Source organism: Singulisphaera sp. GP187, from assembly GCF_900129635.1.
GTDB lineage: Bacteria > Planctomycetota > Planctomycetia > Isosphaerales > Isosphaeraceae > Singulisphaera.
The window spans coordinates 3,865,440-3,882,595 of sequence record NZ_FSRB01000001.1; the positions used below are offsets into that span (position 1 = coordinate 3,865,440).

General features: G+C 64.6%; 8 protein-coding genes. 5 read left to right on the forward strand and 3 right to left on the reverse strand.

Annotation, left to right across the window (positions count from 1 at the left end):
- Positions 1–257: 257 nt before the first annotated feature.
- Positions 258–1,649 carry a GntP family permease gene (locus BUS42_RS15085; protein WP_074307615.1) on the reverse strand — a complete coding sequence of 464 codons (1,392 nt, stop codon included), beginning with the start codon at positions 1,647–1,649 and terminating at the stop codon, positions 258–260.
- Positions 1,650–2,076: 427 nt separating this feature from the next.
- Here BUS42_RS15085 and BUS42_RS15090 point away from each other — a divergent pair, with 427 nt between their 5' ends.
- From BUS42_RS15090 to BUS42_RS15110, 5 genes are all read left to right on the forward strand, one after another.
- Positions 2,077–5,622 (forward strand): PKD domain-containing protein, encoded by a 3,546-nt coding sequence (locus BUS42_RS15090; RefSeq protein ID WP_074311078.1) that lies wholly within the window; start codon positions 2,077–2,079, stop codon positions 5,620–5,622.
- A 360-nt stretch (positions 5,623–5,982) separates the two neighbouring features.
- Positions 5,983–8,607 (forward strand): PSD1 and planctomycete cytochrome C domain-containing protein, encoded by a 2,625-nt coding sequence (locus tag BUS42_RS15095; protein WP_074307616.1) that lies wholly within the window; start codon positions 5,983–5,985, stop codon positions 8,605–8,607.
- 24 nt (positions 8,608–8,631) lie between these two features.
- Positions 8,632–10,074: a DUF1501 domain-containing protein gene (locus BUS42_RS15100; protein ID WP_074307617.1), complete on the forward strand. Its 1,443-nt coding sequence runs from the start codon at positions 8,632–8,634 to the stop codon at positions 10,072–10,074.
- Positions 10,075–10,421: 347 nt separating this feature from the next.
- On the forward strand, positions 10,422–12,005 hold the full coding sequence (locus BUS42_RS15105) for a carboxypeptidase-like regulatory domain-containing protein (protein WP_254053527.1): 1,584 nt from the start codon (positions 10,422–10,424) through the stop codon (positions 12,003–12,005).
- Between the two features lie 102 nt (positions 12,006–12,107).
- Positions 12,108–13,421 carry an MFS transporter gene (locus BUS42_RS15110; RefSeq protein ID WP_074307619.1) on the forward strand — a complete coding sequence of 438 codons (1,314 nt, stop codon included), beginning with the start codon at positions 12,108–12,110 and terminating at the stop codon, positions 13,419–13,421.
- 218 nt (positions 13,422–13,639) lie between these two features.
- Here the strand turns inward: BUS42_RS15110 and BUS42_RS15115 are convergent, their stop codons facing one another.
- Both BUS42_RS15115 and BUS42_RS15120 read right to left on the reverse strand, forming a co-directional pair.
- A complete protein-coding gene (locus BUS42_RS15115) occupies positions 13,640–15,085 on the reverse strand; it encodes a DUF1501 domain-containing protein (protein ID WP_074307620.1) in 1,446 nt (481 codons plus the stop codon).
- Between the two features lie 19 nt (positions 15,086–15,104).
- The gene (locus BUS42_RS15120) at positions 15,105–17,033 is read right to left on the reverse strand and encodes a PSD1 and planctomycete cytochrome C domain-containing protein (protein ID WP_074307621.1); all 1,929 of its coding nucleotides are present in this window, start codon (positions 17,031–17,033) and stop codon (positions 15,105–15,107) included.
- Positions 17,034–17,156: the final 123 nt, after the last annotated feature.

Below are 17,156 nucleotides of genomic sequence, written 5' to 3' on the forward strand. Positions count from 1 at the left end.
ACGGCTGACACGTCCGTCGAGGTTTGTTATATGGAGGAAGAGGCAGGCTCCCCGTTGCGTTGCCGAAGCCCCGTGGGAGCTGGCCCCCAGGCTGTGGCGATCGCAACCCTCAGGGAGGTGTCGGCAAGCGGCCTGCGTTGAATTTATATTCTACAACATCTTCCCCACCGGCGTCGACGGGCTTCCCAGCGAGCGATCCGGGGGGCTCCCCTTGCCATCGTAACCGTAGCGGGCAGGCGCTCTGCCTCTTTTGTAAATCAGCCCCCGTGGAACGCCGAGACTCCGAACGCCATGGCGAACACGGTTACGGTCTTGAGGATGGTGATCGCAAAGATATCGGGATAGGATTGGCGGTGTGTCAAGCCGGTGATCGCCAGCAAGGTAATCACCGCGCCGTTGTGCGGGAGGGTGTCCATACCGCCGGACGCCATCGACGCAATCCGATGGAGCAGCTCAGGGCTGATCCCCTGGGCTCGGGCCAGTTCCAGGTAGCGTGCGCCCATCACCTCCAGGGCGATCGAGAGCCCCCCCGAGGCCGACCCGGTGATCCCGGCCAGCACGTTGACGGCAACCGCCTCGGCCACGAGGACGTGACGGCTCACGAGGAAGACGCTGTCCCGGATCACGAAGAAGCCGGGCAAGGTCTTGACGACGTTACCGAATCCCACCTCCGACGCCGTGTTGAAGATCGCGAGCAGAGCGCCCGAGGTGGCGGCGGTGAGGGTTCCCGAGAACCGGTCCTTCCAGCGCTTTGGGTTGATCGCCAAAGCGGCGGTAATCCCCAGCGCCAGGGCCACGATCAAGGCCCAGGTCGGTGCCGAAGCCGCGACGTTGACCGCGGGAAAGTCGCGATGAAGCACCGCATCGGGATACCAGTTCGCGACCGACCACGCCGTCCGGCTCAGAACGAAGTTCGCCCCCAAGACCAGGCCCAGGGGGATCAAGGCGACGAACAAGGGGGGCCGCCCTTCGTTCGACCCGACCTCCGGTTCATTGCGATGCCCCGTGCCGTACCCCTCGCCCGCGGCGGCCGCCATCGCGCGACGACGGTCAAGCCAGAAGAGGCCGCCCAGAAGCACCAACACGCCCCCGATGATGCCGACCACCGGCCCGGCGTAGGTATCGGTTCCAAAAAAGCGGGTGGGAATCAGGTTCTGAATCTGCGGCGAACCCGGCAGCGCATCCATCGTGAGCGTGAACGCCCCCAACGCAATCGCCCCCGGGATCAGCCGCTTGGGGATATCCGCCTCGCGGAACAAGGCCGAGGCAAACGGATAGACGGCGAACGCCACGACGAAGAGCGAGACCCCGCCGTAGGTCAGCACCGCACAGGCGAGCACGACGGCCAGGATCGCCCGCCGCGCCCCCAGTAACCCGGCAATCGACCCAGCGATGGCCGCGGCCGACCCATTCGTCTCCATCAACTTGCCAAAGATCGCGCCCATCAAGAAGAGTGGGAAGAACGAGCGAATGTAACCGGTCGCGGCCGTCATGAACGTCTCGGTATAGCTCGGCAGGAGCGCCCTCCCCGAAAGCCCGACCGCCAGCAGCGCACAGATCGGGGCAAAGATGATCACCGGGAACCCCCGGTAGGCCAGCACCATCAAAAGGGCCAACGAGACCACGATCGCAAGAACTTCAAGATTCATTCATCTTCCTCTTATTAAATATCATCAATAACCAATCGCCTCATAAGGCGGACGGGCTCGTCGCGATTTTTCTCAGACGGTGCGAGCCGAGGTCGTCGAGCGGTTTGGAGAAGTCTGTCGCAAGGAAACCGGGCCTTCTGTCTGCTCCGGAGGCCGAAACTCGCGACAAAAACTCGTTCCCACGCAGAGCGTGGGAACGAGATCCCGGTATCCTTGCTACAGTCTCGTTTGGAGAATCCTTTTTCGAAGGCGCTTCGGGAGCAAAGGATTTCCCCGACGGATCGGACCGATTATTGTGGCAAGCCGTCCACACCACAAGAGACGAGCCGTCTCGACGACAATCCCGCCTCTTGCCCCTTTGGCAAACGACGCAAACGTGGCCAAAATCGTGCCGTACCGGCCTGACAGCCTCCTGGGAGCCGCGGACATGAAACCTGCCGACTCTTCGATCTGTTCTCGATTCTGCCTGGTCCTCGGCGTCTGGATCGTCCTCGGGGCCGGCCCGCTTCGGGCCGAGGACATCGGCACCGTGCTCAAGTCCGACGAGCAGCCTCGAACCATGCTCTACCGAGCCTTGGAGCGCCAAGCCCACGAACTTCTCGAAGCGCGACGCAAGACGGTCGCCGGCTTGCAGACGCCCGAGGCGGTCCGCCAGCGGCAGACGGAGATCCGTGCCAAGTTCCTCGAGGCGCTGGGCGACCTGCCCGAGAAGACGCCGCTCAACGCCCGCGTCGTCGCCACCGACCCGCGCGACGGCTACCGCGTCGAGCGTCTGGTCTACGAGAGCCGGCCCGGTCACCACGTCACGGGGGTGCTCTACTTGCCCACGACGGACTCACCCGTTCCGGGAGTCCTGGTCCCTTGCGGCCACAGCCAGAACGGCAAGGCGGGCGACACTTATCAGCGCATTTGCATTTCCCTGGCAAAGAACGGCATGGCCGCGCTCTGCTACGACCCGATCGGCCAGGGGGAGAGGCTCCAACTGCTCGACGACCAGGGGAAAGCTGCGATTCTAGGAAGCACCACCGAGCATACCATGGCCGGGATCGGGTCATTACTCGTCGGCCGCTCGCTGGCGTCCTACCGGATCTGGGACGGCATTCGAAGCCTCGACTACCTCGCCTCGCGCCCCGAGGTCGACCCGAAGCGACTCGGCTGCACGGGGAACTCGGGAGGCGGCACCTTGACGGCCTACCTGATGGCCCTCGACGACCGGATCGCCGTGGCCGCGCCGTCGTGCTATCTCACCTCGCTCGACCGGCTCTTCAGCACGATCGGCCCGCAAGACGCCGAGCAAAACATCACCGGCCAGGTCGCCTTCGGCATGGACCACGGCGACTATGCGATCCTCCGCGCTCCCAAGCCGACCCTCTTCTCGGTCGGCACGCGTGACTTCTTCGACATCCAGGGAAGCTGGGATACCTTTCGTGAGGTGAAGCTGGTCTACGGCCGGCTCGGCTTCGGCGAACGGGTCGACCTGTTCGAGTCGGACGAACCCCACGGCTTCACCAAGCCAAGGCGCGAGGCCGCGACCCGCTGGCTGAGGCGCTGGCTCTTGAAGATTGATGATGCCCCGGTCGAGAGCGACTTCGCGATCGCAACCGACGCGCAGCTTCAATGCACCGAGACCGGCCAGGTCTTGAGCAGCTTTCACGGCAAGTCGGTCTTCGACCTCAACATCGAGCACGCCGACGAACTCGCCCGGCGCCGCGAGCAATCGCAAGCGAAACAAGACAAGGCCACCCGGCTCGCCCAGGTGCGCCGGCGGATTGGCCTCCGCGACTCGATCACGCCCGCCGATCGCGAAGAACGGGGTGAGGCACTCAAACGGTCTGGCTACACGATCCGCAAGCTTGTGTTCACAACCGAACCCGGGATCAAGGTGCCCGCTCTGCTCCTCATTCCTGAGAAGACAGGGGAAGGCAAGCGCCTGACTGTCGTCGTTGGAGACGACAAACGCGAGAGCCTGGCCCTGGGGCATCAGAGCGAGCCCCTGGCCAAGTCAGGGAATCCCGTTTTGATTGTGGGCCTCCGGGGAATGGGCGAGACCGCTCCCAGCACGAAGTCGGGGCCATTCGGCGTGGATTCGAAGGAGGCGTTCCTCGCGATCAACCTCGGCCGCCCTCTGCTCGGGCAACGCGTGGGCGACCTGCTCTCCGTGATTGGTGCCGTCGCCGCTGAGTATCAAGACGGGATCGCCCTGATCGGCCAGGGGACGGCCGGCCCGATCGCCCTTCATGCCACGGCACTCGAACCAAGGATCAACGCCCTTTCGCTTGACAGCGCGATTACCTCTTGGTCCGACATCGTGCGGACACCGATCACGCGTGACCAGCTCTCCAACACTGTCCCCGGCGCCCTCGTCGATTACGACCTGCCCGACCTGGCGGCGCTCGTCGCACCTCGCCCGCTCACAATCGCCGCGTCGGTCGACCCGGCCGGACGCCCCTTGTCGCCGGAGCAGGTCGCCGCGGCCTACCGGTTGAGCACCAAGGCCTACCAAGCCCAGGACGCGAACGCGAAGTTGTCCCTGAAGCCCGGCCCGCCCCGGCCCACGACGGAGCCTCTGGTTCGGGTGGTTGACCTCTCCGTGGGCGAATCGGCGGTGGTTACGCTCGCCGACGGCAAGGAGGCAACCGTCAAGCTGATCGACCTCAAGGAAGACCGCGACCCGATCCGCCAGGCCGTGCGTGGCGCCCAGGTCAAAGTCGAGGTCAATGGCAAGCCTGTCACCCTCGCCACGGGCAACTACAACTTGCCGGTTCCCGCCGGAGGCGTGCAGGTGGATTGCCCGATCACGGGGGGATGCCGCGGCAACAGCGGCGAAGACTCGTGGGCGCTCGAGAAGGATGCCCGGATCCGGCTCTGGCCGGCAAAATCACCTTGGATCGATCCGACGGCCTTCAGCTACCCGGTCCGCCAGCGCTGGTTCGCCACGAGCACGCAAATGGCCAACGAACCCGTCTATGTCGATGGCGGCGAGAAGCCCGACGTCAAGAAGATTTACTATCACAGCGGCCTGGACATCGGCGGCGCAGAGGGCCTTGTCGACGTCGTGGCGGCGACCGATGGCTTCGTCGCCAGCGCCGGGACCACGCTCACACCGGGCTTCCAGGATACGCCGGCCCGCCCACGCTATGACGTCGTCTACCTGGTCGATCCCCAAGGCTGGTACTACCGCTACAGTCATCTCCAATCGATCGACCCGGCGATCACCCCAGGGGCGTCGGTTCGCAAAGGGCAGAAGATCGGCGTTCTCGGCAAAGAAGGGGCGAGCGGCGGCTGGTCCCACCTCCATTTCGAGATCAAGAGCCAGCAGCCATCCGGCCGTTGGGGCACCGAGGAAGGCTACGCCTACCTCTGGCAAGCCGCTCAGCGCGAGCAAAAGCCCGACCTCGTAGCCGTGGCCCGACCTCATCGGCTCAGTTGGACCGGTGAGCCGGTCACCCTCGACGGCACCAAGTCATGGAGCCGTTCAGGGAGCCTCGCCCGTTATGAATGGACGTTGAGCGATGGCACCTCCATCAATGGACCAAAAGTTGAGCACGTCTACGATCGTCCTGGTGCGTACACCGAGATTCTCAAAGTGACCGATCGTCAGGGCCACGTCGACTACGACTTCGCCATCGTCCAGGTGCTCGACCGCTCGAACCCGGACCAGCTTCCGCCTACCATCCACGCCTCATTCATGCCCACGACCGGGATCAAGCCGGGCGAGCCAGTCACCTTCAAGGTACGGACGTTTCGAACCACCGACGGCGAAGAAACCTGGGATTTCGGCGACGGCACCCCGGCCGTCACAAGCCACTCCGACGGCACCGTCAAGCCGCTCGCCAAAGACGGCTATGCGATCCTGACCCACCCGTTCGCCAAGCCCGGTCATTATCTCGTCCGCGTCGAGCGCGCCAACCGCCAAGGCGCCAAGGCGGTTGCAAGACTCCACGTCGTCGTCGACGAACCGAACGCCAAGTAATTGTTCGCTCGCCTGATAGGCGAGCGGGGAGCGTAAGCTCCCTGTCTTTGGTGAATCAGCTTTACGCCCAACAGCATTCACACCACTTGACTAGTTGATTAATCGATTCATTTCAATTCCCCTGGGACCGCGGGCGTCCCAGGGGGGAATAGGGAAGGAAAAAGGAGAGGCCAAAAACGCCAGCCGGACTCTCTTGCATGCCCCGGGAGGTTCGACTATTGTTAAACGAGGTCCGTCCGGTCGATTCCACGAAATCGACGTTCGAACCACCCGCCCTGCCCTGATTGCACCTTGGTTTGACTCTTACGGTTGCAACCTTCCCACCGTAATGCGGCCCCTTGGCCGCCGGAGTCCACGGTGATGATGACACGTTGGCTCCTCTTGTTGGCGCTGGCTTTGGCACTTCCTCCCCGCGTCAGCGCCTCGGAACCCGAGAGTCGACGGCTGACGTACGAGCAGGATGTCCGGCCGATCCTCAAGGCGCACTGCTTTCAGTGCCACGGTGAGGAAGAGAAGCCCAAGGGCAAGCTCGACCTTCGCTTGGTCCGCTTGATGAAGCAAGGGGGAGTTTCCGGCGAGGCGCTCGTCCCCGGCAACCATCAAGAGAGCTTTCTCTGGCAGCGGATCGACGACGAAGAGATGCCGCCGCTCGACAAGAAGCTCTCGGCCAAAGATAAGGAACTCATCGCCGCCTGGATCGATCAAGGAGCGGTCACCGCGCGGCCCGAACCCGCAAAGCTCGCGCCGGGCGTCGAGCCGACCGACGAGGAAAAGGCGTTCTGGTCATTCCAGCCCATCCGCCGCACCGATCCGCCACGCGTCCAAAATCAAGCGCGGGTCCGGGTCCCGATCGACGCGTTCTTGCTCGAACCACTCGAGAAGGAAAACCTCCAATTCGCCCCGGAGGCTGACAAGCGAACCTTGATCCGTCGGGTCACGTTCACACTCACGGGACTCCCCCCTACCCCGGCGGAAGTCGATCGCTTCCTGACCGACGAAGACAGCAACGCTTACGAGCGGCTGGTCGACCGGCTGCTCGCCTCGCCCCGTTACGGCGAGCGCTGGGCCCGGCACTGGCTGGACGTGGCCGGGTACGCCGACAGCGACGGTTATTCCGCCAAGGACGCGGAGCGGAAATATGCTTACAAATACCGTGACTACCTGGTCCGGTCGCTCAACCTCGACCGGCCCTGGGACACGTTGATCCGCGAGCAATTGGCGGGGGACGAGATGCTCACTCCCCCCTACCAGGACCTCGCTCCCGATGCGGTCGACAAGCTGGTGGCGACCGGGTTCCTCCGGATGGCGCCCGACGGCAGCAGCGATCCGGAGGCCGAGCAGGCCCTGGCCCGCAACGACACGATCGCCGAGACGATCAAGATCGTCTCGACGTCACTGCTCGGCCTGACCGTCGGCTGCGCCCAGTGCCACGCCCACCGCTACGACCCGATTCCGGCGGACGATTATTACCGGTTCCGAGCCCTCTTCGAGCCGGCCTACAACCCGGAGAACTGGCGACCGCCCGCGGCCCGCTTGGTCTCGCTCTGGACGGCCGACGAACGCAGCCGCGCCGCGAGCGTCGACACCGAGGTCAAGGCGATCGACAGCGAGCGGGCCAAGGCGCTCGCGGTCCTGGTCCAGAAGGTCTTCGACCAAGAGCTGGCCGAGGCACCTGAGGAGTTGCGTGGCGAGCTTCGCGAGGCCCGCGACACCCCCGCGGCGAAACGGACCGCCGCGCAGAAGCAGTGGCTCAAGACCTACCCGCGGCTGAACGTCTCGCCCGGAAACGTCAGCCTCTACGACGCGAAAGCGTTCGCCGCTCTGACCAAGGATTTCGCCAGCCAGGTGGCGAAGGCCCGCGAAAAACGGCCCGCCGAAGACTTCGTGCACGCCCTGACCGAGGTGCCGGGACAGATCCCGACCACGCACCTGTTCTTCCGCGGCGACATCCAGCAGCCCCGCCAGGCCGTCCAACCGGGGGAACTGGTCGTACTGACCGCGGCCTCGGAGACCCCGGACATTCCGGTCGACGATCCCGCCCTCCCAACCTCGGGGCGGCGGCTCGCCTACGCGCGTCACCTGACCAACGGCAAGCACCCGCTCGTCGCTCGGGTGCTGGTCAACCGGGTCTGGCTGCACCATTTCGGGCGGGGGATCGTGAACACGCCGGGCGACTTCGGCATGCTCGGCGACCGCCCCTCGCATCCCGCCTTGCTCGACTGGCTCGCTGATGAATTCATGAGCAACGGCTGGTCGCTCAAAAAACTGCATCGGTTGATCCTGACCTCAACCGCCTACCGCCAATCGTCCCGGCGCGAGCCGAAGCTGGAGGCGATCGATCCCGACGACCGGCTCTTCGGTCGGATGCCGGTCCGTCGCCTCGAGGCCGAGGCGGTCCGCGACGCCATGCTGGCCGTGAGCGGTCAGCTCACGCCCACGATGTACGGTCCCCCCGTTCCGGTCGCCATCGACGAGGCGGGGCAGGTCATCGTCGGCATTGACAACCGTGATGCAGCGGGCCGCCCCGTCAGCCAGCGTGCCTCGTTGGGTGCCGAGGAGTGGCGTCGGAGCCTGTACATCCAGGTCCGCCGCAGCCTCCCGCTCGGCCTCCTGGAAACCTTCGATGCACCGCCGATGACGCCCAATTGCGAACGGCGGACGAGCTCGACCGTCGCCCCACAATCACTCATGATGATGAATAACGATTTCGTGGTGCAACAGGCCGAGACCTTCGCCGGCCGAGTCGCCCACGAAGCGGGCGACGCTCCAAAGGCGCGAGTCGAGCTCGCCTGGAGACTGGCTCTGGCCCTCGAACCCGCCCCGGAACAGGTCGAATCGGCCGTGCGCTTCCTGGCCGACCAGCAAGCGGATTTTGCCGCCACCCGCAACGCCAAGCCGAGCAAGAAGGCCGATCCGGCCCACCAGGCCCTGGCCACTTTCTGCCAGGCCTTGTTCAGCTCCAACGCATTTCTCTACGTGGATTGACGCGGAAAGGGGGGGGGAGGAGCCATGTCGGACAATACTTTCGAGGTCTCATCGCGGCGCCACTTCCTGGCCCGGCAGAGCATGGGGATCGGCTCGTTAGCCTTGACCTGGCTCTTGAATCAGGAAGGGGCCCTAGCCGCCCCGGCCAAGCCCGACTTTGTGCGGCCGGTCTATGACCTGACCCCCAAGACTCCGCCCGCGCCGCCACGCGCCCGCGCCATGATCTCCTTGTTCATGCAAGGGGGGCCGAGCCACCTCGACCTGTTCGACCCCAAGCCCGAGCTCACCAAGCGAAATGGTACGAGCTTCACCGGCGACATCAAATACGACAACGCCGGCCAGGCGAGCGCCAAACTCCTGGGCAGCCCCTGGAAATTCCAGCGCCACGGGCAATGCGGGATGGAGCTCAGCGAGCTGCTCCCCGGCCTGGGCGGAATTGCCGACGAGATCACCCTGGTCCGATCGATGCAGACTGGCGTGAACAACCATGGCCAGTCCATCAATGCGCTGAATGGCGGACGAATCGCGGCGGGCCGGCCAGTCCTGGGAGCGTGGCTCACTTATGCCTTGGGCACCGAGGGCCAGAACCTCCCCGCCTACTGCGTCCTGACCGATCCCGGTGGTCTCCCGGTCATCGGGGTCGATAACTGGACAGGGGGCTGGCTCCCTTCGCTCTATCAGGGGACCGTGATCCGCCCCACCGAGCCTCGAATCCCCAACCTCGATCCTCCGCCTCATTTAGCGGGAGGCGTCCAGCGCCGCTATCTAGACTATCTCGACCGGTTCAACCGGGACCATCTCGAAGCGCGGCCCGGCGAGCAAGACCTGGCCGCGCGGATCTCCAGCTACGAGCTGGCCGCGCGGATGCAGACGGCCGCCAAGGAAGCGCTCGACATCTCCGGGGAGTCGGCCGCGACGCAAACGCTCTACGGCCTCGACGACCCGGCTTCCCGCGAGTTCGGCACCCGCTGCCTGATCGCCAGACGCCTGGTCGAGCGTGGCGTCCGGTTCGTCCAGGTCTGCACCGGCAACCAGAACTGGGACCATCACGGCGGCATCCTCAAGCAGTTGCCGGCGATGTGCCACAAGGTCGACCAGCCCTCGGCCGCCCTCGTTCGCGACCTGCAACAGCGCGGGCTGCTCGACTCGACCGTGGTGGCTTGGGGCGGCGAGATGGGCCGCCTGCCCGTCGTCCAGAACGAGAAGAACGTCGGCCGCGACCATAACACCTATGGCTTCAGCATGTGGCTCGCCGGCGGCGGCTTCAAAGCGGGCCACGTCCACGGCGCGACCGACGAGCTCGGCCACAAGGCCGTCGACGACGTCGTGACCCACTCCGACTACCACGCCACCCTCCTCAACCTGTTCGGCCTCGACCACCAAACCCTCGTCTTCAAACGCCCCAACGGCAACGGCTCGTTGGTCGACGGCCAGCCGGCGCGAGTCGTTCAAGGCTTGCTCGCCTGAGAATTTGTTTTCGTAGGGTGGGCACGGCCCACCATCTTCATCTTCTCCTGGAGCGTAGGCTTCAGCCTGCCGCTTTCTTGGGGTGGTGGAAGGCTGGGGCCTCCCCTCCAAGACAAGACTGGTGGGCCATGCCCACCCGAGAAGAAACGCAGCGAAGCCGCCGCAAGCGGATTCCGGACCGGTAACCGCTGGAGCGAGGGCGTGCGACCTGTCACAATTCGATTCCGTCGAAGATTGCGGCGGGCAGGCTGGATGTCCTTGGTCTTCGAGACGCTCGGCGGGGAAGCAGAAGCGATGATCGTCGTTTTCCAAACCCGGCGCTGCGGCAATCGCGCTGGGGCTTTGCAATGCTGATCGGCTACGTGAGTGATGAACGCTACGTCGCTCTTCCCGACGTGCTCCTGGAGTTCGAGAACGAGTCGGGTTCGTTCGAGACCCGCTCGCGTGCCTCCGGCTCGGTTCATGTCGACCTCAAGCCCGGTTCGTACAAGGTCACGCTCGCCAAACCGGGCTATGGCTCGAAGAGTGTGCAAGTCAAGCTGGGAGGGGGGCCACCCGTCCAGTTCCGACTGCTGACCGACGGCCTGCTCGGCTACGCCTGGCCGAAGTGGGTCCAGTCGGGCGAGAAGTCGGAGTTTCGGGTCCACTCGGTCGAGCCGTACAAACTCGGGCTCTGGCGGTACGGACTCGAAAAGGAATTCATCCGTAATCTCGGCTGGTTCGACGAGCACGGCCCTCGCGCCACGATGCAGATCACGCCCGACGGTGATTTCAGCCAGACCGGCGCGGAGTGGAACAAGCAAGGGTATACGAGCCCGCATCATAAGCAGTACGTCGACGCCCCGGAGCGGTCCGGGCTCTACTACTTCCACGCCCACACCGCCCGAGGCGCGGAGTTCTCGTTCCCCTGGATCGTGGCCCCCGCCGCCCCCTCGGCCCCGGTGGCGGTGCTCGCCTCAAACATCTCCTGGAATGCTTATAACAGCTTCGGTGGCCGGAGCAACTACATCAACCCCGACCAGTTGCCTCCCACCCCGATCGTCAATTCTCGGCTCGAACTGAGGCGGTACACCGACCCCGAGAACGTCACCTACGCCGGCGACTACTACGCCCCCCTCTCCTTCGAGCGGCCCGAGGCGATCAACCACATTGCCGAGACCGAAAAGGTGACCGACCCGATCGAAGGCCGCGCGGCCTGCCACCTGGCACCCGCCGAGTGGCGGCTCCTGGGCTGGCTCGAAAAGAACCGGTTCGCGTACGACTATTATGCCGAGACCCAGCTCGATTCGGGGGTCCTCAACCTCGACGCTTACAAAGTTCTGATCATCAGCACGCATCCGGAATACTGGACGCGGAAGATGTACGACCGGGTCAAAGCCTGGGTCCATCAGCGCGGCGGGCGGTTGATGTACCTGGGGGGGAATGGGATCAACTGCGAGGTCGACCTGGTCGAACCCTCGGCCGTCATCTATCAAAACGGCGACGCCCGCGAACTGATCCGCCTGGGGCTCGAGAGCCGGTTCCACATGCGTGGCGAGTCGGAGGCCAACCTGCTCGGGGTCGTCTACGACGAAAAGGGGATCATGACTTCCGCCCCGTTCCGGGTCTCAAACGCCGCGCATTGGATCTATGCCGGCACAGGTCTGAAAACAGGCGATGTCTTCGGCCAGAACAGCTTGCACATGCGTTGCGCAGGGGGGGCCTCGGGGCATGAGACCGACAAGGTCTCGCCGAGCTCACCCGCAGGGGTCGTCCGGCTCGCGAAGGGGCTCAACCCCGACGAGGGAGGGGCCGACCTCGCTTATTATGAGGCGGACGGCGGCGGGGCCGTCTTTTCCGCCGGCTCGATCACCTGGACGAGTGCGGTGCTGGTCGACGACCATGTGTCACGGATCACCTCGAACGTCCTCAACCGCTTTCTGGAGGCCTGAATTACGACCACTTCGCAATCCCCCTACGACCCCCCTGAGCCTGAGCCGACGACGAGTCCGCTTTCCGAGCGCCCGACGAACGTCCGCTGGGGGGTACTTGCCATGCTCGCCGGCGCGGCGATCGTGTCGTACCTGACCCGCGCGAGCATCTCCACGGCGGCCACGACCATCCAGGCCGATCTCCAGCTCGACGCCGTCCAGATGGGCTATGTCCTGGGCGGCTTCTTCATGGGCTACATCTGGCTGCAAATCCCCGGAGGCTGGCTGGGGGGCCGGATCGGGGCCCGGATCACGCTCACGACGTTCGCGCTGCTCTGGTCACTGATGACCTTGGCCTCGGCCCTGGCACCGTCGTATGAAGTGCTCCGATGGTCGCGGATCGCCATGGGAGCCGCCCAGGCCGGTTTGTTCGCCGTGATCATCAAGGCGCTGGCCGACTGGTTCCCCGAATCGCGCCGAGGGACCGCGGGCGCGGTGATCACCGGCTCGATGTCGGTCGGAGCGGTCATCGCCAGCGGCCTGACCGTCCGCCTCCTCGACCCGCTCGGCTGGCGAGGCGCGTTCGAGGTCTACGCGCTGGTCGGCGTGGTCTGGGCGGTGGCCTTCGCCCTCTGGTTCCGCAACACGCCCGCCGAACACTCGGGCGTCAACCTCGCGGAACTCAAACTGATTCGCGAGGTCGCTCCGATCCGGTCGCGGCTCCACGACCCGGAGCTCGACCTTGCCGACGTCGCTACGCACGCGAAGGACAAGAGCACCGTTGAGGTGACCTCGTTCGGTGCGGTGCTAATGAGCATGGCATTGAGCGTAAGCATGTGGGCGCTTTGCATCCAGGCATTCTTCCGGGCGTTCGGCTACGCCCTGTTCATCACCTGGTTCCCCGCCTACCTTGAGCAGGGTTTCGGCGTCGCGACCTCGCGGGCCGGCGACCTGAGCATGCTCCCCCTGGCCGGGGTCGTGGTCGGCAGCTTCCTGGGCGGCCCGGTCGTCGACGTCATCCTCGTCAGGACCGGTAGCCGTTGGCTGAGCCGGAGTGGCGTGGCCGCCTTCTCGCTGGGAACGTGCGCCCTCGCCACCCTGGCAGCGACGTTCGTCAACAATCCGCTCGCGGCCGTCGCCATGCTTTCGCTAGGTGCCTTGCTCTCCGGCCTGGCCTCGCCCACCACCTGGGCCGCCACCATGGACATCAGCGGCCGGCACACCGCGCTCGGTTTTGCCATCATGAACATGTCGGGCAACATCGGAGCCATCGCCTGCCCGATCGCCGTCGGATACCTGATCGCCCACATTCGAGCGACCAACGGCAACTGGGATTGGGTCCTCTACATGTTCGCCGCCATCTACCTGGCCGGCAGCATCGCCTGGTTATTTCTCAACCCGAACCAATCGGCCGTGGTACGCCGAGTCAGAGCCTGATCCACGTCAACAACGAATCGCCTGGTGGGCCGTGCCCTCTCATCGCTTAGAGCGGTTCTCCTTTGCATTGCGCACAGCGGAGGAAAAAGGGGACTGGCTCCCGGCCCCTGAGCCCTTGAATTTCACCAAACGCTTTGGAGGCCGGGTGCCTGTCCCCTTTTTCCGTGCGCCAGCCGGTCGGGAACCGCTCTAGGCACGGTCCATCAGGTATTGCCAGATCAGGCAAACAAGGGTTTGACGGCCACACCCTTGCCGTCCTCGGTCGCATAGAACGGGCGTTTCTCGACGTCGAACGCGGTCTTGGGCGAGATCCCCATGGCCGTGAAGATGGTCGCGTGCAGGTCGGAGATCGAGACGGGGTCTTTGACCGTGAGCAACGGACGCTCGGGAGCGGTCTCGCCGTGAAGGAACCCTTTCTTCATCCCGCCGCCGAACATGACAACGGACCCGGAGCCGGTGAAGTGCCGGTGGAGGCCGTAGTGCTTCATCTCCTTCATGACGTCGGACGAGGCCCGCGACTGGTCTTTCGCGGTGCTGCCAGGAACCCCTTCGACCATCATGTCGCGGCTGAACTCGCTGGCCAGAACGATCAGGGTCCGGTCGAGCAAACCCCGTTCTTCGAGGTCGAGGATCAACTGCGCGATCGGTCGGTCGATCGACTTCTTCATTTCCTCGGCGGTCGTGTGGCCGTTCTCGTGCGTATCCCAGCTCACGAACGGCACATACTCGGTCGTCACCTCGATGTACCGTGCGCCGGCTTCGGTCAAGCGGCGGGCGAGCAGGCAACCTTGGCCGAACCGGCCCGTGTTGTATTTCTCGAAGCTCTCCTTCGGCTCCTTGGTCAGGTCGAAGGCGTCCCGATGGGGCGAGTTGAGGAGCCGATGCGCGTTCTCGAAGGCGCGGACGATCGACTCCTGGTGGTAGTCGCTCGCCAGCTCACCGAGCGGGCTCTGCGCGATCAACGCCTTGAGGTGACGCTCACGGTTCGCGAACCGGTCGCGCGACATCCCCTTGGGGGGACGGACCGCCGCGACGGCGTCGAGCGGGTACGGCAGGTTGAACGGGCCGTATTCGCTTCCGAGGAACCCGGCCGTCGTGAACGCCTTCAGTTCCTCCGACTCGCCGTGCCCCTCGAGTCGCTGACCGATGTTGAGGAACGCGGGGATCGCCGGGTTCTTCGGCCCCAGGACCTTCGCCATCCAGGCGCCGATGTGGGGCGCGGCAACCGTCTGGGGCGGAACATAGCCGGTGTGCCAGTGGTACTGGTGGCGCGAGTGGAGGATGTTGCCCAGATCGGCAACCACGTGCCCTCGGATCAAGGTCGCCCGGTCCATGACCTTGGCGATCTCTTCGAGTCCCTGGGAGATCTTGATGTTGTCGACGGCCGTATCAATGCTTGGAAACGTGCAGAGAATTTTCTCGGACGGGACGCCGACCTCGAACGGAGTATACCGCTTGGGGTCGAACGTCTCGGGCGCGGCCATCCCCCCGGCCATCCAGAGCACGATGCAGGTGTCGGCCGTGGGCGTGGGCTGCTGGACCGGCTCCTCGCCCCGGACGAACCGGGGCTCGCCCATCGCCAGGGCCGCCAAGGTGGCCGCGCTCACCCCTTGAAGAAATTCGCGACGGCTCGGGTGGCGATCGTCATCGAAACGGTGTCCCATGACAGTCCTCTTTAATTCTTCAACGAATCAACTGGAATTCGGGGAGCACGAACACCACCCACAACAAGTCGGCCAGCCCCTCCGGCGTGGCAGGCAAGCCAACCAGCTCGCGGGCGGTCGTGAGCTCACCGTCACTCGGACGGCGGCTGAGGGACTGTAGATAGATCGACTCGATCCAATGATCGGCGGTGGCCTCGGGCTGCGCCTTGAGCAGGTTGGCGGCCCCTTGGGTCACGAGGTCGGTCAAGATCTGGCCGTTGGACAGATCGAGGGCCTGCAAGGTCGTCAGCACGTCGCCGCGCGTCGTCACGACCTGCTCGCGGTTCGGGCGGCCGAGCGACCTCATCAGCAGGTCGGAATTGACCATCGAGGCCCGTACCTTGGGACGAGCCTTGGACTCGGCCGCCCGGGCCGCGGCCCCCTTCACCGGCGCATCCGGCTTGCTCGGCCCAGCGCCTGTGATCGCCCACACGGCGTCGAGATACTGCTCGGCCGTCATCCGCCGGACCTCGGGGCCTCGGAAAACGTAGTCATCATCCCCCAAAGCCTCGCTCTTCAGCACGGCCGGACGCGACTGGTAGGTCTGCGCGGTCACAATGTGCTCGATCAGCGCTTTGAGGTCGTATTTGTGGTCGACGAGGTAGCCGGCCAGGTAGTCGAGCAGGTCTTCACTCCAGGGCTCGTTGGCCATGACGTCGACCGGGTGGACGATCCCACGGCCCATCAAGCGCTGCCAGATCCGGTTGGCGATCGTCCGCGAGAATCGGCCGTTGTCTTTGTCGGTCACGAGCCGGGCCAGTTGCGCCAGGCGTTCCGACTTCGACAACGAGGGATCGATCGATCCGAGCTCGGGCCACATGAACTTCGGCTCGGCCATCCGGCCGGTCGGCTTATCGCACCGGTGAATTTCCAGCGGTTGCTCGGCGATGATCGCGGCCAGGCCATAGGCGTCGTCGAGCTTCCAGCGGTCGATAAAGCTATCGTGGCAGGAAGCACACTTCATGTTGATGCCAAAGAAGACCTGCGACACGTTCTGTGAGAACTGGATCTCGGGCACCTGGCTGGCGTTGACCCGCCCGCGCCACTTGATACCGTTGATGAACCCCTCCGACTCGGCCGTGGGGCTGATCAGCTCGTAGACGAACCGGTCGAACGGCGTGTTCTCAACCAACGATTGATAGAGCCAGCCGGTGATCTGCTTGCGACCGCCGTCGATGTAGCCGGTCCCTTTGTAGTCGTTGCGGAGCAGGTCGTTCCAGAACGTCAGCCAGTGTTCGGCGTAAACTTCCTTGTCATCGAGCAGGCGACGGGCCTGACGCGCCCGTTTGTCGCCGCTCGAATCGTTCAGGAAGGCTTCGAGCGCCTCGGGCTTGGGTAAGATCCCGCTGAGGTCAAGGTCGATCCGCCGCAGAAACGTGGCGTCATCAATCGCAGGCGGCCGAGCGACCTGATGCTCGGCGAGATTGGCGTCGACGATCCGATCGATCGGGTGGTCGCGACCGTCCCGGGCGGGGGGAAGTTCGACCTGCTTCAGCTTCAAGGGGGCGACGTAAGTCCCCTGCTTGAACGTAAATCCTTCTTCCCAGCGCATCCCCTGGTCGATCCAACCTCGAAACAGGGCCACCTCCGCCACCGTGAGCCGCTCCCCCTTCCCCTTGGGGGGCATCTGTTCTTCAGGGTCGTCGCTCAAAAGCCGAGCGACCAGCTCGCTCTCCTCGCTCTTGCCGGGGACCACCGCCTTTGACTTGAGCGTCGCCTGACGCGTGTCCAGCGAGAACGACCCCTTGTACGTTCCATTGGTGTGGCACTTGGCGCACCGATCCTTGATCAGCGGCACGATGTCATGGGCGAAGTCCACCGATTTCGGATCGGCCGCAAACCCCGACGACACGACGAAACCGAGGGCGATCAGCCCGGCGGCGAACCGGAACGAGAGATTTTGTCTCATGGAGCGACCCTGACGATCGAATCGATAAAGCCAAAGGCCAGGTCAAACTGGCCTGATCTCAGCTTATTATCGGGTATCACCATACCCGACGGCAACAGGGCGCCGAGATGGAGATAAAAGTGC

Bases quoted from the DNA above. Each gene is read 5' to 3' on its own strand.
- BUS42_RS15105 (WP_254053527.1), top strand. From the start codon at position 10,422: ATGCTGATCGGCTACGTGAGTGATGAACGCTACGTCGCTCTTCCCGAC.
- BUS42_RS15120 (WP_074307621.1), bottom strand. From the start codon at position 17,033: ATGAGACAAAATCTCTCGTTCCGGTTCGCCGCCGGGCTGATCGCCCTC.
- BUS42_RS15100 (WP_074307617.1), top strand. From the start codon at position 8,632: ATGTCGGACAATACTTTCGAGGTCTCATCGCGGCGCCACTTCCTGGCC.
- BUS42_RS15095 (WP_074307616.1), top strand. From the start codon at position 5,983: ATGATGACACGTTGGCTCCTCTTGTTGGCGCTGGCTTTGGCACTTCCT.
- BUS42_RS15085 (WP_074307615.1), bottom strand. From the start codon at position 1,649: ATGAATCTTGAAGTTCTTGCGATCGTGGTCTCGTTGGCCCTTTTGATG.
- BUS42_RS15090 (WP_074311078.1), top strand. From the start codon at position 2,077: ATGAAACCTGCCGACTCTTCGATCTGTTCTCGATTCTGCCTGGTCCTC.
- BUS42_RS15115 (WP_074307620.1), bottom strand. From the start codon at position 15,085: ATGGGACACCGTTTCGATGACGATCGCCACCCGAGCCGTCGCGAATTT.
- BUS42_RS15110 (WP_074307619.1), top strand. From the start codon at position 12,108: ATGCTCGCCGGCGCGGCGATCGTGTCGTACCTGACCCGCGCGAGCATC.